This window comes from Shimia sp. R9_3, assembly GCF_017743755.1.
Lineage (GTDB): Bacteria > Pseudomonadota > Alphaproteobacteria > Rhodobacterales > Rhodobacteraceae > Shimia.
Genome location: NZ_JAGHRP010000020.1, coordinates 1 through 19,362, shown reverse-complemented (window position 1 = coordinate 19,362; position 19,362 = coordinate 1). Strand labels below are relative to the sequence as shown.

13 protein-coding genes and 3 pseudogenes are annotated in these 19,362 nt (G+C 53.6%); 13 read left to right on the top strand and 3 right to left on the bottom strand.

The features are described 5' to 3' along the window. Nucleotides 1–113: pseudogene (locus J7412_RS21330) on the bottom strand (IS3 family transposase); the annotation flags it as partial. Nucleotides 114–293: 180 nt separating this feature from the next. On the opposite strand from J7412_RS21330, the gene J7412_RS21325 reads away from it, so the two are divergent. From J7412_RS21325 to J7412_RS21305, 5 genes and pseudogenes are all read left to right on the top strand, one after another. Next, nucleotides 294–1,079, top strand: a complete 786-nt coding sequence (locus J7412_RS21325; RefSeq protein WP_280637761.1) for a sugar-binding domain-containing protein — start codon at nt 294–296, stop codon at nt 1,077–1,079. A 60-nt stretch (nt 1,080–1,139) separates the two neighbouring features. After that, nucleotides 1,140–1,837: pseudogene (locus J7412_RS21320) on the top strand (IS6 family transposase). A 635-nt stretch (nt 1,838–2,472) separates the two neighbouring features. Further along, on the top strand, nt 2,473–4,005 hold the full coding sequence (locus J7412_RS21315) for a response regulator (protein WP_247744057.1): 1,533 nt from the start codon (nt 2,473–2,475) through the stop codon (nt 4,003–4,005). Between the two features lie 167 nt (nt 4,006–4,172). Next, nucleotides 4,173–4,628, top strand: a complete 456-nt coding sequence (locus J7412_RS21310; RefSeq protein ID WP_209081760.1) for a MarR family transcriptional regulator — start codon at nt 4,173–4,175, stop codon at nt 4,626–4,628. A 2-nt stretch (nt 4,629–4,630) separates the two neighbouring features. Then, nucleotides 4,631–5,029, top strand: a complete 399-nt coding sequence (locus J7412_RS21305; RefSeq protein ID WP_209081752.1) for a response regulator — start codon at nt 4,631–4,633, stop codon at nt 5,027–5,029. 95 nt (nt 5,030–5,124) lie between these two features. On the opposite strand, the pseudogene J7412_RS21960 reads toward J7412_RS21305, so the two are convergent. Both J7412_RS21960 and J7412_RS21290 read right to left on the bottom strand, forming a co-directional pair. After that, nucleotides 5,125–6,056 (bottom strand): annotated as a pseudogene (locus J7412_RS21960) (IS3 family transposase); the annotation flags it as partial. Between the two features lie 369 nt (nt 6,057–6,425). Continuing rightward, on the bottom strand, nt 6,426–7,328 hold the full coding sequence (locus J7412_RS21290; protein WP_209081730.1) for a LysR substrate-binding domain-containing protein: 903 nt from the start codon (nt 7,326–7,328) through the stop codon (nt 6,426–6,428). A gap of 95 nt (nt 7,329–7,423) precedes the next feature. Here J7412_RS21290 and J7412_RS21285 point away from each other — a divergent pair, with 95 nt between their 5' ends. The 8 genes from J7412_RS21285 (at nt 7,424) to J7412_RS21250 (ending at nt 19,143) form a co-directional block, all read left to right on the top strand. After that, the gene (locus tag J7412_RS21285; protein ID WP_209081722.1) at nt 7,424–8,944 is read left to right on the top strand and encodes a trimethylamine methyltransferase family protein; all 1,521 of its coding nucleotides are present in this window, start codon (nt 7,424–7,426) and stop codon (nt 8,942–8,944) included. Next, on the top strand, nt 8,931–10,106 hold the full coding sequence (locus J7412_RS21280; RefSeq protein ID WP_209081720.1) for a mandelate racemase/muconate lactonizing enzyme family protein: 1,176 nt from the start codon (nt 8,931–8,933) through the stop codon (nt 10,104–10,106). Before J7412_RS21285 ends, J7412_RS21280 begins: the two co-directional genes overlap by 14 nt. A 9-nt stretch (nt 10,107–10,115) precedes the next feature. Next, entirely contained in the window at nt 10,116–12,584 is a 2,469-nt protein-coding gene (locus tag J7412_RS21275; RefSeq protein WP_209081718.1) for an FAD-dependent oxidoreductase, read from the top strand. Between the two features lie 18 nt (nt 12,585–12,602). Then, a complete protein-coding gene (locus tag J7412_RS21270) occupies nt 12,603–13,595 on the top strand; it encodes a GlxA family transcriptional regulator (RefSeq protein WP_209081715.1) in 993 nt (330 codons plus the stop codon). 77 nt (nt 13,596–13,672) lie between these two features. Beyond that, a complete protein-coding gene (locus J7412_RS21265; protein ID WP_209081707.1) occupies nt 13,673–15,493 on the top strand; it encodes a BCCT family transporter in 1,821 nt (606 codons plus the stop codon). Nucleotides 15,494–15,812: 319 nt separating this feature from the next. Beyond that, nucleotides 15,813–16,922: a mandelate racemase/muconate lactonizing enzyme family protein gene (locus J7412_RS21260; RefSeq protein ID WP_209081705.1), complete on the top strand. Its 1,110-nt coding sequence runs from the start codon at nt 15,813–15,815 to the stop codon at nt 16,920–16,922. Nucleotide 16,923: 1 nt separating this feature from the next. Then, nucleotides 16,924–18,012 carry an alcohol dehydrogenase family protein gene (locus J7412_RS21255; RefSeq protein ID WP_209081703.1) on the top strand — a complete coding sequence of 363 codons (1,089 nt, stop codon included), beginning with the start codon at nt 16,924–16,926 and terminating at the stop codon, nt 18,010–18,012. A 3-nt stretch (nt 18,013–18,015) separates the two neighbouring features. Then, nucleotides 18,016–19,143: a mandelate racemase/muconate lactonizing enzyme family protein gene (locus J7412_RS21250; RefSeq protein WP_209081701.1), complete on the top strand. Its 1,128-nt coding sequence runs from the start codon at nt 18,016–18,018 to the stop codon at nt 19,141–19,143. The last annotated feature ends 219 nt before the right edge of the window (nt 19,144–19,362 follow it).

The following is a 19,362-nucleotide window of genomic DNA, read 5'->3' as shown; positions in this document are numbered from 1 at the left end:
GTCACACCAATTTGCCGGATCGCATCCAAACGCGGCATACCTTGCCCAGTAAGGACCTCAACCTGTCGTAACTTCGTGACAATTTCCTCTGGCTTGGGTCGCTTGTTGCCCATGTGATTCCTCCGTTCTACTAAACATAGTGGAGGACCACTTCACTGGGGGAAGACCAAGATCAACTGCAAACCGATATTGCAAAAAATTTTAGGCTGTCTAAGGCCAAGGTAAACCGGCTTATCAAACAGGGCCGAGAAATGGGCATGGTCGAATTTCGCGTTAACAGCCCGTTTTAGCGGTTGTTCGATCTGGAATGCCAGATGAAGGAAAGCTGGCCGCTGATCGATTGCCTAGTGGTAGATACCGTATCCGGCAACGCTAACACCACGCTGGATCTGGTCGACAAAACGGCAGCAAAGCATTTACAACATATTCTTGTACAACATATTCTTGGTGCCGAGGATGTCCTGGCAATCTCCGGTGGCAAGACGCTCAGCACCGTTGCCGACCACCTCAAAACCACAGGGACAAATGCGAATGTTGCCGTGCCGATCATCGGCGGGGTGCAGGGACAGCACTATACGGATGTGAACCACATAGCGACTCGTATAGCCGATGAGTTGGGTGCTTCCGCAACCCTGATCCACGCCCCGCTGCACGTGGATACCTCGGTAGAGCGGGATATGCTGCTGTCCGTGCGTGCGGTGGGTGACGTAATAGATCGCGCCCGGGCGGCGAATGTTTCCCTACTTGGTCTAGGGGCGGTAGCCGGGCAGGGAGCCACCTACTACCGCGCCCACCCGCTATCGGAAGATCACCGGGCCCAGTTGTTCAAGGACGGAATACGGGCCGAACTGTTGGGCCATCTGGTCAATGCGCGTGGTTCGCTGTGCGACAACGCCCTGAACTCGTGCCTGGTCAGCCTGCCATTAGAAGAGGCCAGACAAATTCCTGTTCGGATCGGTGTGGCAACCGGCAAAGACAAAATTGACGCTGTGCGCGCCGCTTTGAATGGTGAGGACATCAGTACACTGGTTATCGATGATTTGACCGTGCAAGCTGTACTAACTGAAATCAACCATTAGGAGATTTACTGCTTGGCATTGCCAACTTGTTTGCACTTCGTGACTGATTAGGCCTCACGTATGAAGATGCCTCGCCTGAAGGGCTTTCGTTTTCCACCCGCAATCATCGCCTATGCCGTTTGGGCCTACTATTGCTTTTCGCTTAGCACCGCTGATGTTGAGAATTTGCTCGCGGAACGCGGCGTGACGGTCAGCCGAGAGACGATCAGGTGGTGGGTCAATCGCTTTGGCGGCCATTTTTCCAGTTGCATCAGGCGAGAGCGGCCTGGGGCGGCCGACAAATGGCATTTGGACGAAGTCTTCATTCCGATGAATGGTCGGAAATTCTGGCTCTGGGGGGCGGTGGATGCAAACGGAGACACGCTTGATATCCTCGTCCAACCACGGCGGAATGCTAAGGCAGCCCGTCGCTTTCTGAAGCAGTTGATTGCGCAATTCGGCGAGCCCCGTATTGTGATCTCGGGTAAATTGCGAAGCTATTTTACGTCGATCCGCGATCTTGCACCGGGTGCGGATCACCGCGTACACAAAGGTTTGAACAATCGGATCGAAGGATCAATAGACCAACTCGAAAGCGCGAAAAGCTTATGGGGCGCTTCAAGTCGCCAAGATAAACGAAATGATTCCTTGCCTCTCACGACCAGATCAACACCATATTTCGACCCCGCCGCAATCAACTCTGCACTGTCTCATACCGTCCCATCAGAACAAATGCTTTTAGCCTATGTAACAACTACGTTCTCGAGATGATCACCTGACCGACGCGGACCCTGCTGCAGTCAGTCGCGTGTATACAAGTTGGCAATGCCAACAGTCCCCTTCAAAGACACTCTAATCCTCGATTTGATGTTTAATCAGCAAAAACGCAAAAAAATCGAACTTTTTTGGATCGATAGTAAGTGGCAAAAAAATTGCCGTTATGGGAACTAAAACTCTTTCGGGGCAATGTCTCTTCTAGTACACACAGGGACACTGGGTCATGATCGTATCAATAGAACACAACAGAATTTTTGCCGTCCTCCGATTCCAGGGGGTCGTGACGCACGATGAGATTGTCAAAGCTCGTCGAGAGATAATCGATCATTCCGATTATAAATTGCGAAAATACCATGTCTGGATTTTCGATAACGTCACAGAAATGCGTATAGGTACTGACCAGATGAAAGTGCTTCGCACAGAAGACGCAACAAATTCTGCTGTGAATCCGAATCTACGCGTAGCGCTCGTGGGAAACACAGATATTGGGTTTGGGACACTTCGAATGTACGAGAGCTATGTGAGCACTATTTGGCGCCATGTCGGGGTGTTTCGGGACGAGGAAACGGCTTTCCGATGGGCCAGAATGGACAACTAGGTTCTTGATTTTATTTCTTTTTAGGACCCCTTTGCATTGATGGATAAAAACGACAACACAGGCTCTCAGATCGCAATGAGCCAAATGCAAGATTTATTCGAAGCTATGCAGCTTGGGGTCGCCGTTTTTGACGCTGATCAACGTTTGACAATTGTCAGCGATACATTCCGTAAGTTGGTGAGTTTCGCAAATTTTGAAATCAACAATGGGATGTCATTGCGGGATCTATATACTGGGTTGGCTTCGTCAGGAGCGTTCGGGACGGGTGTGGTCGATGACATCGTAACGGCTCATTTAGTATCACGCTCTGGCAATGACCCGGAAGAAATTCTAACTTCACCCGAAAATAGTCTACTTCAAATTAAGCGCTATAGTTTGCAAAGTGGTGGTTTGTGCGCAGTCTTGAGGGATGTCACCGAAGAACGCGCAACTCAAGAGCAGCTATGGCAGGCGTCTAAGCTAGACGCGATTGGTCGCCTGACGGGGGGCGTCGCTCACGATTTTAATAATGTATTGGCAGTTATTTTTGGCAATCTAGAATTATTGAAGGAAGCAACCGAAGCTCCTGCGCTTCATAGGATGGTAGATAGTTCTATGGCTGCGGCTGAGCGAGGGGCTAAACTCACGCACAGACTGCTAGCATTTGCACGCAAGCAACCTCTGTCTCCGGAAGTAGTTTGTCCTGGACAAGCGCTGCGCGATTTGGTGCCTATGCTGCGTTCGCTCTTGGGTGAAAACATCGAAGTTGAGCTCATCTCGGATGCCGGCATCTGGCCGATAGAAGTTGATCGAAATCAGTTAGACAATGTACTTATTAATATTGCTATCAATGCTCGGGATGCAATGTCTGGCGGCGGAAAACTAACGATTGAGGCGCTTAACGCACGTGTTGATGATCACTATGCTAAAACCGCTGAAATAGACCGCGGCCAGTATGTTTGTATTGCTTGCAGCGATACGGGAACTGGAATGGCAAAGCCAATTGTTGAGAAGGCTTTTGAGCCTTTTTTTACAACAAAAGATATATCAATGGGGACTGGATTGGGGCTTGCTATGGCGCATGGCTTTGTCAAGCAATCCAAAGGACACATAAAAATTTATAGTGAGTTGGGTGAGGGTACTGTTGTCAAGATTTACCTCCCTAGAGCGCTTTCCGTTAGTGCGGGGAGCAGCGAGTTAGAGCATGTTAGTGTCGGTTCTATTTGCGAAACTTTTGTCGTTCTTTTGGTTGAAGATGATAGCGCAATTCGGGAAACAGTGCAGGCTCAGTTAGAAAGCGCGGGCTATTCTGTTATATCTGCTTGGGACGCTGGTAGCGCCCTTGAATTGCATAATTCAAATGCCATCGACCTATTACTGACAGATGTCGTTTTGCCGGGAGAGTTTAATGGAAAACAACTGGCCGAGAAGTTAACAGAGCTTCAGCCCAGTTTGCCAGTTGTGTTTATGTCCGGGTATACGGAGAATGCTATTATTCATCATGGGCGGTTGGACAAGGGTGTGACGCTTCTGCAAAAGCCATTCCGAAAATCTGATCTACTGCAGACTTTGAGTGATGCTCTCAGTTTGTGATGCGATGCAGTTGACAAAGAAACGCAGTTCTTTATTGTGCTATTAGCACCTAATTCATTTCTAAAGACATTCAGAACAATAGACAGAGATTGCTCTCCCATCGAAATTGCCCGTGAAATAGCTAAGAGTTTTCCTGCTAATAAGCATAAGTGTAGGCGCCCAGAGAAATGAAGGATGACCCTCCAGAGCTTTCTGAAAACGAGTTGAAGCAAGACTTTGCTACAATGCTGCTTCTGGAAAAGTTGCTCAGAGAGTCTTATTCCAATACGCAATCAAAAGATATCCAAGCGCTCCAATGGTCAATTTTAAGATACCTAAATGATACTGCTCCAAGCAGAAGGACAGTTCGCTGGATATCAAGCTTCTTATGTCTCACGCATGCTCCAATCGTTCGGTGCATTGCCACATTGCTAAACAAAGGTTTGGTTGAGCAGCGTCGAAATCCGATGGATGCAAGAAGCAATATCATTTCCCTGACCTCTAAAGGTCAGAGGGTGCTGGAAGAAGATCCCATATTGCGCATCGCCGCCCGAATAAACCAACTTCCATATACTGATCGATCTCATTTTAGGAGAATTTCAAGGAATATCGCACTCACTAAAGATCAAGCGGAAGGCAAATGACTATGGCAAAGGTGCTTATTGTAGAAGATGATCAATCCGTTCTCGAGCTTCTTAGTCGTTCTGTGTCCTGGCTTGGACATGAAATCGAGACAGCGACAGGTTCGAAGGATGCAATTAACTTACTGCAGCGCACAGAGAGCGTTGATATAGTTATTGCTGATTTTTGGCTTAATGGGATTTCTGTCGTTTCATTTCTAGACCAAGTTATAAAAGAAATGCCTAGCGCGGCGATCATAGTGATATCGGGGGGGGCTAGGGACACTTCTTTCGAGATGACAAAAGCTTTGGTTCAATCATGTGGACCGATCGAGTTTCTGCAAAAACCATTTCGAAAATTTGAAATTTGGGACGCAATCAACCGTGCTTCTCGTTTTCAGTGCAATCTTACCCGTCAATTTTGAGTACTGGTGAGCCTCCCCCACTGAACTGGTTCACCGTTATGTTTAGGAAACGGAGGACTGAGCCGCTCCCCTTCTTCGGACCACCTGGCTGGAGATTTTCCGTTGAAGCTCTCAATGAAGGCGTTATCTGTCGGTTTGCCGGGCCGAGAGAAGTCCAGAACGACGCCATGCTGGTAAGCCCAAAGGTCCAGGTCACGGGAGACAAACTCCGATCCCTGATCGACACGAATGAACTGCGGGTAGCCGACCTTGCAACATATGCGCTCAAGTGTCTGAACAACATCTTCTCCTCGGTAGCTGAACCTCGGATCGGTCGCAGGCGAGAACCGCGAGAAGGTGTCCACGATGGTCAGCACGCGGATTTTGCGGCCCGTGAACAGTTGATCGTGCACAAAATCCATTGCCCAAGTCTCATTGCTTTGCGTTGCTTCCACACGATCCTCCCGAAGCTTGGCTTTGACTCGGCGTTTCGGCGTTTTGTTCCGCAGTTGTAGGCCCATTTCGTTGTAGAGACGGTAGACACGCTTGGCATTCACCATCTAGCCTTCGCGACGCAACAGGACATGGATGCGCCTGTAGCCATAGCGCACACGCGTCTCTGCAATCTCTTTGATACGATTTTTGAGTTCGACCTGCTCGCCGCCGTGTGCTTTGTAATGGTAGGTCGAGCGATGCGCCTGCAACACGCCACAGGCGCGCCGGACGCCGACACCCCAAACCGCGCGGAGCTCATCGACCAGTTCTCGGCGACGGGCAGGCCTCAGAGCTTTCGTTTGATAACATCCTGCAACATTGCCTTATCCAAAGACAGGCCAGCCACCAGACGCTTCAATCGCGTATTCTCTTCATCCAGCATCTTGAGACGTTTCATCTCGGAAGGCATCAGCCCGCCATACTTCTTGCGCCAATTATAAAACGTGGCCTCCGCAATCCCAGTCTTTCGACAGACTTCAGCGATGCTCGTGCCTTCTTCGCCTTGCTTCAAAACAAACGCAATCTGCGCTTCCGTGAACTTGCTCTTCTTCATGGAACTCTCCTTCTCCCGATCTCGGGATCATAATTGGAAAATTCCAGCTCAGGACGGTCCAGTTTTTTGGGTAGCAGGTCAGGACATTCTGCCTAACGCGGGGTTCTCACTTTCTGACCTTCTCTCTCTTCCACTGCAAATTTCGAGGCCTCGTGCGGCTGCATAGCCGTGCCGAAAATGCAGCGCGAGAACAGATCGATGACAACACAGCGAGAAATAAAACACTCATTCGCCTTTAGATAAGTGATTTCAGTCATCAAAACGCGATCGGCGTGTATCAGCTGCTAACCCCCGTTCCAGTGTCTCATCCACAACAACGGGCGGTTTACCACCATAAACGTTGGGAGAAGTCTGTCATGTTGGCAACGCTTAGTTGCAGTTTGCCAAGACCCAACTTTTAACTCGATGTGCGTCAGCAGACAGAGGCGTTCTTTTTGACCAGACAAGATAGAACCCGTTTCCGGTTTTCCACTGCCATTCAAACCGTGCGGCCAGCACGCCCTGTGCCACAAGGCGATCAGTCAGATGTTTCCAGCCAAATGCAAAGCCTTCTCCGGCCATGGCGGCTTGCAGGACAAGGGCATAGTCATTTAGCCGAAGTCCGGTGTTTGGCACGCCTGATTTGACCGAGAAGTTTTTGAACCAATCGCTCCAGCTCGGCCTTTGACGAATGGGCTCTTCCAGGTGGATCAGCCGCTGATTGAGCAGGTCAAATACGTCCTCAAACTGACCTGCTGCTTCCACGATGTGCGGTGCCGCGACCGGGTAAATCACTTCATCAGCGATCAGCGCTCTTTCGTATTCTGGCCAATTTCCGTCGCCTAAGCGGATAGCGAGGCTGATATTTTCTGCGTCAATGTCTGGCTCGCGATCACTTGATTGCAAACGCAAGTCAATTTCCGGGTATTGCGCTTGAAACTCTACCAACCTTGGCATGATCCAGTAGTTGTTAAATGCGGTCGATGCACTGAGGGTGACATATTTGGCCTGCTTAAGCTGCTGAATCGATGTCACAGATTGGGCAAGCTGGCTAAAAGCCCGTGTTACATCCGCCATAAGACGTTCCCCCGCGGTGGTTAGAATCACTTTGCGGTGCTGGCGAATGAACAGAGCCGTACCGAGCCCTTCTTCGAGGTGGCGTATCGCGACACTCACCGCCGGCTGTTGGACATTCAGTTCTTGTGCGGCGAGCGTGAAGGATTGGAGCCGCGCCGCCGCTTCAAAGACGACGAGATGGCGGGGTGAACCGAGTTGTTTCCAGAGTTCTTGCATAAAATCTGTTTATGCCAACCATTTATTTTTTCAAGCGTCACAGCTCCATTTTCACGGGTTAATATTCTGAGTTGAAGAATATGGGGAGCAGACCAATGGCACGTCGCGCAAGAGCGTCTAGGCAACGCAACACGCAGGGGGAAGGCGCGATTGCCAGCCCTTTTGTTCGCCGTAAACTCAAGCAATTCGACATCTTGGATGAAGAGGACCTCGTCAAGATTGAGGCACAGGTCGACTGGATCATTCAAGAGGTCGGAATTGCGTTCCGAGACGACGCTGAAGCGTTGGCATTGTGGAAAAAAGAGGGCGCGAGCGTCGAAGATGATTTAGTGCGCGCTGATGCGAGTTGGATTCGCGCGCTCTGTGCCAAGGCGCCTAGCGAGTTCACCCAATTTGCCCGCAACCCGGAGCGGTCTGTCACCATAGGCGGGACCAATCAGGTTTTTGCACCGGTTTATGGCTCTCCCTTCGTGCGCGATCTTGAGCGCGGTCGCCGCTATGGTGACATGGCTGCTTTCGAAGAGCTCGTGAAGCTGACTTATATGCACCCAAATCTGCATCACGGTGGCTTTGTGACCTGCGAGCCGACCGATGTTCCTGTTTCAAAGCGCCACTTTGACATGCTCATGGCGCACATCACACTGAGTGACAAACCACATCTAGGAGCGATCACAGAAATGAGCCGTGCGCAAGATAGCATGGACATGATGGATATCGTTTTCGGGCGCGAGTTTGTAGATGACAACTGCGTTATTATGGCGAATGTGAACACCAACTCACCTTTGTTGGTGGATCGCGTGGTAACTGAATCGGTGCGAGTCTACTCCGCGCGGGGTCAGGGGGTCGTTACAGTACCGTTCATTTTGACAGGGGCGATGGGGCCCGTATCGACGGCGGCCGCCGTGGCGCAAGCGATGGCGGAGGCGATGATGGTCTGCGCATATGTACAGCTGATCCGCCCAGGCGCGCCATTCGTCATGGGGAATTTCTTGTCGTCCATGTCACTAAAAACCGGAGCCCCCACTTTTGGCATGCCGGAACCCGTGGTCTCGAACTACGCGATTGGGCAGCTGGCGCGCCGTCTCGGGTTGCCGTTGCGATGTGGCGGATCTCTGACGGCATCGAAGATCGAGGATGCTCAGGCCGCCTATGAAAGTGCAGACTCAATGCATTCAACCATCCTGGCTGGTGCTAATTTCGTGCTGCACTCAGCTGGTTGGCTCGAAGGCGGATTGGTTACTGGATACGAAAAGCTGGTGATGGATGCGGATCGTCTTGGATCCTATCAAAAGGTTCTGAGCCAAGGTTTGGACACCAGCGACGAGAGTTTTGCACGTGATGCCTATGGCGAAGTAGAGGCCGGTGGGCACTTCCTTGGGTCGGCTCACACGATGCGTCACTATCAGAATGCGTTCTACGAAGCCCAGCTTTCAGACAGCGAAAATGTTGAAAACTGGGAGGAGCGCGGCTCACTAGATATGCGCGCGCGTGCCTGCGCCCGTTGGAAGCAGATGTTGGCTGAATACAAACAGCCAGACATGGACGTCGCGAAGCTCGAAGAGCTCCAAACCTATGTCGCCAAGCGCAAAGAGGAACTGCCTGATGCCTGGTATTAAGATAACAGGGCTGAAGGCGACGCCGGTCAATATTCCGCTTGAAAAGCCGATGTGGTGGACCGGCGGATACTATCCGGGCACGTCAAAAACCATCATCGAAGTCGAGACGGATCAAGGCTTGGTTGGCCTTGGTGAAGCACCCTCAATTGACGTGGTGCGCACGATTGAGGCCATGGGCGAACGGCTGGTCGGCGCAGACCCGTTGGATATTGCTGGCTGCGAAAGCCTATGCGTGCCGCCTTGGCAGATCGTACAAAACACAGATGACAGCTCTGTGGTGAAAGCATTTGGTGCGATTGAGATCGCGCTTTGGGATCTGCGCGGTAAGGTCGCCAATGAGCCGCTGTATAGCCTGCTTGGGGGCGCGGTGCGCAAAGAGATCCCTTTCACCGAGTACTTTGGCTATCGTGTCGGGGGCGAAATGGCCCCTCAGGAGGTGGCGGACTACTGTGCCCGTATGGCAGAGGAGCATGGCTCAACCATGTTCGAAGGCAAGCTGATCCTCGGCGATCCCGAGCTGGAAATCGACACGGTGAAAGCGCTACGAGACACGCTGGGCCGCAAGGCGATGATCCGGCTGGACAGCAATATGCAGTATTCGCTGCCAACCGCGATGCGTCTGTTCCGTGAAATCGAGCCCTATAATATACGCAACTACGAAGATCCGGTTGCGACCTTTGAAGAGATGGCAGAGCTGCGCCGCCACTTTACCATTCCGATCTCCACCCATGTGCCAGACATCCGCAAGGCGGTTGCCGTGGGCGGGCCGGATTACATTGTGACAAATTTTGCGGTTCTGGGCGGTATCGCGCGCGCGGTGCGCTTTATCGGGGCCTGTGAGGCGATGGGCGTCGGCTTCTGGTGCTATTCCGGTGATGCAGGCATCGCAACCGCCGGATACCTTCATATGTCCGCAGCCATGCCCTGGATCTCTGAGCCATCACAGTCGCTGTTTCGCTGGCAGATCGGTGATGTCATCGAAGGCGGGCCGTTCCGCCAGAAAAATGACGTGATCACCGTTCCCGAAGGCCCCGGTCTGGGCGTGACGCTTGATAGAGACGCGCTCAGCCACTGGCACACCCATCTGATCGAAAACGGACCACTTGACCATTTTTATGACCCTGCAATGCCCGGCAAATTCCGCCGGTTGCCCCTGAACTGAGGAAACATAATGCCTGAGATTCAAAAAGAAGAAAGCACTGGCGGCAAGCAGCTGCCCTCCCACGCCAAAGTGGTTGTGATCGGTGGCGGCGTTGTCGGTTGTTCGATCCTGTTTCACCTGGCCAAATTCGGCTGGAAAGACACCGTCCTTCTGGAACGCGACGAGCTGACCTCCGGCTCAAGCTGGCACGCGGCGGGACAGATCCACACGATCTCTTCAGATCCGAATATTTCGCGTCTGCAATCCTATACAATCGACCTCTACAAAGAGATCGAAGAGACCTCTGGCCATTCGGTGGGCATGCACATCACCGGCGGCTTTTATCTGGCCTCGACCCCAGAATGGTATGACTATCTAAAGCGCGAGCGTTCCAAAGCGCGCTATATGGGCCTGCATCAGGAATTCATCAGTCCCAAAGAAGTGGCCGAACGCCACCCGCTGATCGACCCGAAACACTATCACGCCGCCCTGTGGGATGATCAGGATGGCGATGTTGACCCGTCTGGCGCCACCTATGCCTTTGCGAAATCCGCCCGTCACCATGGCGCGCAGTATTTCACCCATTGCGGCGTGACCGCGATGAGTCAGCGCCCGGATGGCAGCTGGGATCTGACCACTCCCAAGGGCAAGATCAACGCAGAACACGTAGTGAACTGTGGTGGCCTCTGGGCGCGGGAAATTGGCCATATGTCCGGTATTCACCTGCCTGTACAGCCAATGGAGCACCACTACCTGATCACCGAAGCAATCCCAGATATTGCCGGGCGTATGGACAGCATGGGCGAAGCTGGCCGTTTGCCTGCAGGCATAGATTATGAGGCAAACATTTACTTCCGTCAGGAGCGTCAGGGGATGCTGCTGGGAACTTACGAGCCGAAATCTACACCCTGGAAGATCGAAGGAACACCTTGGGACTTTGGCCATGAGCTCTTGCAACCAGATCTGGACCGCATCGCTGACCGTCTGGAAATGTCCTTTGAGCGCATCCCAGCCATCGGCACGGCTGGCATAAAGGACATGATCAACGGCCCATTCACCTTTGGTCCGGATGGCAACCCAATGATCGGCCCGGTTCCGGGTATGAAGAACTACTGGTGTGCGGTTGGTGTAATGGCGGGCTTCTGTCAGGGCGGCGGCGTTGGATTGACGATGGCGGAATGGATGATTGACGGTGAGCCGTCTATCGACGTCTGGGCCATGGATGTGGCGCGCTTTGGCGAATTTGCAACACCAGACTGGGGTACCATCAAATCGGCTGAGAACTACGAGCGCCGTTTTGTGATGACCTTCCCCAATGAAACACTGCCCAAAGGGCGCTTGCAAAAGACCACGGCGCTTTATGACCGGCTGGTGGCCAAGGGCGCGGTGATGGATCAAGGCTTTGGTCTTGAAAACGCTTTGTGGTTTGCGGACGGTGCTGACGATGCGCATGAAGAGCCAACATTTGAGCGCAATCGCTCATTTGATTACGTCGCACGCGAAGTAAAGGCCGTTCAGGACGCAGTCGGCGGCATCGAGATCGCAAACTTTGCGAAGCACGAGTTCAAGGGCGCAGGCGCACGCGATTATCTGAACAAAACCCTCGCAGGCTATGTTCCGAGGCCGGGCCGTCTGACCTTGACCCCTATGCTGACCGAAAAAGGTCGCCTGTATGGTGATCTGACCGTTGCCTGCCTGGCTGACGATCACTTCATCCTGTTTGGTTCGGGGTCGATGCAGGAGGCGCACCGTCGCTGGTTTGAGAAAGATCTGCCGTCGGATGTTTCCTATAGCAATGCGTCGGACGACTGGCACGGTGTAGCTCTTTCCGGGCCGAAGTCACGTGAATTGCTGGCCCGCATCACCCGTGATGATGTCTCCGCGGAGGCGTTCAAGTTCCGCGACCTGCGCCAGACCTTTGTGGGCGGTGTTCCTGTAATCCTGAACCGGATCTCTTTCTCCGGTGAGCTGGGCTATGAGATTTACTGCAAGCCTCAATACCTTCTGCGTCTGGCGCAATCGATTGAAGAGGCCGGTGCCGATTTGGGCTATCGCTGGTATGGCGCACGCGCATTGATGAGCCTGCGCTTGGAAAAAGGTTGGGGAGTCTGGACCACAGATTTCCGTCCAGATTTCAACGCGGTTGAAAGCGGCATGGATGCTTTCATCAACTGGAAGAAGGATTTTGTCGGCAAAGATGCCACGCTCAAATTCCGTGAGGAAGGCGTCAAACAGAAGCTTGTGACGATGACAATCGAGGTTGATGGCATCGATGTCTCCAACGATGAGGCGATCCTAAAAGACGGCGAGGCAGTCGGTTACGTCTCTTCCGGTGGGTATGGCCATCGCGTCGGTCAGTCTATGGCGATGGGCTATGTAGCGATGGCGCATGCTGCGCCAGGCACCAAACTCCAGGTAGAGATATTGGGCACAATGTACGATGCAGAGATCCTTGGCGCCCCAGCATATGACGCCAACGGTGCAAACATGCGTGCCTAAGAGAAGAGAGGGCTGAAAATGATGCGGGGTCCTGAAATCAGAGTCTCAAACTCAAACATCAAGCCAAGCGCCCGTGCCAAGTTCGTCTTCTTGATCTCACCAGGCTTCTCAGCCTTGGAACTTGGTGCAGGTGTAGACGCTCTGGCAGCAGCAAACGCTGTCGCCGAGCACCCTGTCTTTGATTGGACCATCGTGAGCGAAACCGGTGGTCCGGTGACATCGTCTTCTGGCATCAAAGTAGAGGTCGAGGGAAGCTTACCGCACACCAGTCGCGGTGATTGTATCGTCATTTGCGGAGCGGCGGGTGTTGCGCAAATTGTGTCCAACGAGCTGAAGTCCTGGCTGCGGCAGGCCCGAAGGTTTGGTGTTCAGCTCTGCGGCATCGGCGGCGGCGCAACGATCCTTGCCAGTGCTGGTCTTGCGACTGGACAGAGGTTGAGTGCGCATTGGCAGCATCAGCCAGCGTTTGTGGAGCTGTTTCCGGAAATTGAATCCGTATGTTCGATCTATGAAACGGAACGTGGCATCACCACATGCGGCGGCGGGGCATCTACCATTGATCTCTTTGCGTCGATTATCAATCAGCAATGTGGTCAAGATACTGTAACTAAAGTTGCAGATCACTTGCTTTATGCATCGGTTCGCGTGAAGGATGATCGTCAGACACAGACAGATCTGTGCCGCTTTGGAACGCGTCATGAAAAACTCGCGCGTGCGGTCGAGCTGATGCAGAAAAACCTGGAGGCCCCGCTGTCTCCCAGTGCAGTCGCAGCCAACGCTGGGCTGTCAACGCGGCAACTGGAAAGATTGTTTCAAAAGTACGTGGGCATGAGCCCCAAAACCTACATGACCAGCTTGCGATTAGAGCGTGCCCGCACCTTATTGCAGCAAACCGACATGCGAGTCCTAGATGTGGCCATCTCGTGTGGCTTTGCGTCTGCAAGTCATTTCTCCAAGTGCTTTCGACAGCATTTTGGGATTTCACCGCATACTCAAAAGCGCGCTGGATAGCAGTGATAAGACGCGAAAGGAGTCGCTAAAGGGACAGGATCGATTGAAAAGGACAATAACAACACGGGAGGAATAGTATGTCGATAAAAGAACCTTTTACGGACTTAGAGATAGAAACGGCTGATGCCGGTTTCTATGAAAACTACAGCGTGCCAATTGCCTTAATCAGTAAGGGCATCATGGTGGCGCTTGTGCTTTGGGCTCTGGTGTTTCCAGCCAATGCGACTGGCACGCTCGGGAGCTTGAACGGCAAGCTCCTTGAGAGCTTCAATAGCTTTTACGTTATAATCGTTGGACTGTTTTTCTTCTTTCTTGCTGCTGTGGCACTGCTGCCCTCAACCGGGAAACGGATCATGGGTGCGCCAGGCGAAAAGCCTGAATTTTCGAATTTCTCCTGGTTTTCAATGATGTTTGGGGCAGGTCTCGGTGTGGGCCTGATGGTGTTTGCCACTGCTGAGCCTCTGGGGCTTTGGGGATCTAACCCTGAAGTTGTGTCGGGGGCTGTGCCGGGCAATCAGCCCGAGGCGATTCAATCCGCTTATCGCTACACGTACCTGCACTATGGTTTCCATGCTTGGGCGATCTACGTCGTGACGGGGCTTAGCCTTGCTTACTATGCGTATACACGCGGTATGCCACTGACCATTCGTTCTGCTCTGACGCCACTGTTTGGTCGTCTTATGAACGGTTTCTTAGGCCATCTTGTCGATGTACTTGGTGTAGTTGCAACCATTCTTGGTGTGTCTGTGACCATCGGCTACGGCATCAGCCAGTTTGTTGATGGGATCTACGCGATCACTGGAATGACCTGGATAATGGATATGGGTGGTGAGGTTCCAACACCAAGCAAAGTAGGCTTGATTGCCGGGCTTGTGACCATCATGAGCTTGTCCATCCTGTCTGCGGTTTCTGGTGTGGGCCGTGGTGTGAAATACCTCTCCAACCTGAACCTTGTGCTGTCCATCATCTTGCTTGGCACGTTTGTCGTGTTTGGCTCATTCGCTTTTGCAATGACCACCTATGGCACCGCGATGGTGGATTATATCCTGCACTTCCTGTCTCTGAGCTTTGGCGCATATAGCCCGCTTTCAGCAGAAGCTTTTGCCTCTTCGCTGCCTGCTGCGGCACAACCGCTTGCAGGGGAACTGATGGGAGGCGCCACCAATGCATGGGGCAGCTATGAGGGCTTCAAATCTGGTCTTACAGGCGCCGCTGCTGAGCTCGATGAAACCACGCTGACTGCGACTTACGCAGCAGGCGAGCAAGGTCGCCAGTTCGGCTGGCAGGCTGGCTGGACAACCTTCTATTGGGCTTGGTGGATTGCCTTCTCTCCTTTTGTGGGCCTGTTCTTGGCGCGCATTTCGAAGGGGCGCAGTGTGCGTGAGTTCATCCTGGGCTGTGTGTTCGCGCCGGCACTGGTGTGCTTTGCTTGGATGACCATTCTTGGTGGCACGTCCATTGATCTGGAGCTCGCAGGTGTTGCGGATGGCGCAATCATCGGTGCATCAAACACCAACAAGCTCTTTGTCACCCTGTCTTACATGATCGACGGTGCTCTTCTGTCCATTTTAAACGTGATGTGCGTGGTGCTGGTTATGACCTTCCTCGTGACTTCGGCGGACTCAGGCATCTTGGTTATGAACACCATCATGTCCGGCGGTGCAGAAGAAACAGGTATCAAGCATCGCATCATCTGGGGCCTGATACTGACGGCTGTTATTGGTGCGCTCATCTTGGCCACTGGCGACAACAATCCGATGGACGCCCTGCGCGCGGCAATGATCATCGGCGCACTGCCATTTACAATGGTGATGGGCCTGATGTGCATTTCTCTCGCCAAGGCGCTGTATCGCGATGGTGTGCGCGACAACTACAACGTGACCGCACAAGTAGAATAGCATTAGAAAATTGCATAGCCGTTCCTCAGAACTGTCCTCTAGCGAGCCTAGCTTAGCATAAACACACCAATTTTGAGGAACGGCACTATTCAGCGTTTGTTGCTATGCCCGCTCTTTTTGAAGGTTGATAAAGGGAGTGTCCTCTCAGTTCACTCTGGCACCCATTTTTTTGCTAACCAAGAATAAAGACTGCACCCATGACACAAAAGGACGGGATGATGTCGACATTCGAGACTGCCTACATTGCCGTAAGCAGGTTCGTAGAACCAAATACCGCAACCGACATCAGACAACCTTTAAAAGATTGCGAATAGATCACATGAAAATCAAAGAGATACATATCTACTCCCACGACCTTCCGGTCAAAAATGGCCCCTATACAATGGCCAGTGGCACGGTGTGGACATTGGACACAACTTTGGTCAAACTTGTGTCTGTTACTGGCCATGTTGGCTGGGGAGAGACCTGTCCTGTCGGACCAATCTATGCCGAGGCCCATGCCGCCGGTGCCCGCGCCGCATTGCAGGTGATGGCCGAAGGACTGATTGGATCAGACGCAACACCCGGTCAATTGCGCCGCAAGATGGACACGCTTTTGGCGGGTCACAACTATGTCAAAGCCGCGCTGGATATTGCCGCCTATGATCTGATGGGCAAAGTTCTCGACGTGAGCGTGGCGAATCTTCTGGGTGGGGCGATTGTTGATCGTGTCCCTTCATACTATGCCACAGGTGTTGGTGCACCAGATGAGATTGCTCGGCTGGCCAAAGAGAAGCTGGAGGAAGGCTATCCACGGCTGCAAGTCAAGGTTGGCGGCCGCCCCGTGGAAATCGACATTGAAACGATTGCCAAAGTCTGGGAAGCGGTCGGAGGCTCAGGCATGCGCCTTGCGGTAGATGGCAATCGTGGCTGGACCACACGTGACGCCCTGCGCGTCAGCCGCGAGTTGCCGCATGTGCCTTTCATTATGGAGCAGCCCTGCAACACCATTCAGGATCTGGAGAAAATACGGCCGCAGGTCAACCACGGCATCTACATGGATGAGAACAGTGTCGATCTCAACACGGTGATTTCCGCAGTCGGCTCTGGCCTAGTGGATGGGTTTGGCATGAAAGTCACGCGTATTGGCGGCCTGACCCATATGCGCACCTTGCGCGACATCTGCGAGGCCAGCAACCTGCCGCATACATGTGACGACAGCTGGGGGGGCGATATCATTGCCGCCGCCTGTACCCAGATCGGTGCCACGGTAAAGCCGCAGCTGCTTGAAGGGGTATGGCTGGCCGCGCCCTATATCGAAGGCAACTATGATCCGCAGAACGGCATTCAAATTGTCGGTGGGCACATCGCACGTCCGACCGGAGCCGGATTGGGAATCACGCCCGATGAGGCCCTCTTTGGCGCACCGCTTGCATCTTTTGGAGTTTAAGATGATCCCTCAAACCATGACAGCCGTCCAGCTCACCGGTCACGGCGGCATTGAAAAGCTGGCCTATAAGAATGATGTGGCAACGCCACAGCCTGCCGCAGACGAAGTGCTGATCCGTGTCCGCGCGGCGGGGATCAACAACACAGATATCAACACCCGCATTGGCTGGTATTCCAAGAAGGTGACAGATGACACAGAGACCGGGGGCGCGGAGGGGTTTGACTCTGTGGACAGCGAAGATGCCAGCTGGTCGGGCGTGCCACTGAGCTTTCCACGGATTCAGGGCGCAGATGTGTGCGGCCATATCGTGGCCGTGGGAGAGGCGGTTGATCCGGCGCGAGTCGGAGAGCGGGTGATCGTGCGCAATATGCTGCGCAGCTATGTCGATTACCGGCTATATGAATGCTGGACCATCGGCAGCGAATGCGACGGCGGCTTTGCGCAATATTGTAAGGCACCGGCGCGAGAAACCTATGCGGTGGAATGCGACTGGTCAGATGCGGAACTCGCCGCCATTCCTTGTGCTTACTCTACGGCCGAGGGCATGCTGCATCGTGCCGATCTAGGGGCTGAGACCGTGCTGATCACCGGTGCCTCCGGTGGGGTTGGCTCGGCTGCGGTGCAACTGGCAAAGCGCCGGGGGGCCACGGTGATTGCCCTGTGCTCATCATCCAAAATCGACGCGGTGCGAGCACTCGGCGCGGATCGCATTCTGGACCGCAATGCCGATCTGGTGGCGGAACTGGGCGCTGGTTCTGTGGACGTTGTGGTGGATCTGGTGGCCGGGCCACAATGGCCCAGCCTTCTGGATGTACTGCGCCGTGGTGGCCGCTATGTCACCGCAGGTGCCATTGCAGGACCCATCTGTGAAATCGACATTCGCACCCTCTATCTGAAAGACCTCACCCTGTTTGGCTGTACCTTTCAGGAGGACATCGTCTTTGAAAATCTGATCACATACATTCAGACTGGCGAGATCCGCCCGGTGGTGGCCAAAACCTACCCGCTTTCAGAGATCGCAACCGCGCAGGACGATTTTCTGGCAAAACAACACACCGGACAGCTGGTGCTGATCCCACCGCAGGACTGACCCATGAAAATCAAAAAAATCGACCTTTATGAGCTGACCCTGCCCTATTCAGGTGGCACCTATGAGCTGTCCGGCGGGCGCGTTTATACCGGCTTTGACAGTGTCCTGGTCTGTGTGACCGCCGATGACGGCACTGAGGGCTGGGGCGAAAGCACGCCCTTTGGCACCAACTATATCGCCGCCCATGCCAGAGGCGCGCGGGCCGGGATTGAAGAGATTGCGCCGCATCTGATTGGCCATGATCCACGCGATGTGGACCGGGTCAATGATGCCATGGACACGGCTCTGCTGGGGCATAACCACGCCAAAAACGCCATAGACCTCGCCTGTTGGGATCTGTTTGGCAAATCTGTGGGCCTGCCGGTTTATAAACTGCTGGGAGGTGGCACCGGCAAGCGGCTGCCGGCGATCAGTTCGATCTATGCCGGCACGCCTGAAGATATGCGCACGCGCGTGGCCGAACATCGCGCAATGGGCTATCTGGGTCATTCCGTGAAGGTTGGCGCATCCGACAGCGAAGGCGGCCCCCAGCTTGATGCGGAGCGTATCGCGGCCTGTCTGGCAGATCGCGGACCCGGCGAATATTTCATTGTGGACGCCAATGGCGGGCTGATCCCGGAGACCGCACTGCGGATGTTGCGCGCCCTGCCTGAGGGCAGCCTTGATTTTGCGCTGGAAGCGCCCTGTGCGACCTGGCGGGAAACGCTGTCTTTGCGCCAACGCTGTTCTGTGCCGATCATTCTGGATGAACTGGCGCAGGAGGATGGCGATATTGCCCAGCTACTGGCGGTAGATATTGCGGACGGGATCGGGCTTAAGATTTCCAAAGCCGGGGGTTTGACCCATGCCAGACGCCACAGAGATATCTGCCGCGCCGCCGGGCTGACCATCAGCGTGCAGGACACTGTGGGCTCCACGCTATCAGCGGCGTCTATTTTCCACATGGGCGCAACAGTGCCAACGCGCCTGCTGCGCTGTGTGCTGGATCCCCGCGATATGGTGACGGTGCAGACCGGCGAATTTGATGCGCCGATCAAAGACGGCGGGGTTCTGCCGCCTGACGACCCGGGCCTTGGCGTGACAATCAACAAAGCGCTTGTGGGGATGCCGGTGGCGTCATGGGACGCTTAGGAGCAGCCTTTCGCAAGCCATGTCGCTTCCTGCAAGTAGGGATCGCATCAGGTAGGCCAGAGCGCGGCGAGCAACTCATGTTACGGGGCAGTGGCTTTGTCAGGTTGCTGACGTCGCAACGTCCGGATATTTCGTTTCCATGTTGAACATCGAAGATTTGTCGCGGATCAAAGGCTTTCGGTTTCCGAAGAGTGTCATTGGATACGCCGTTTGGGCCTA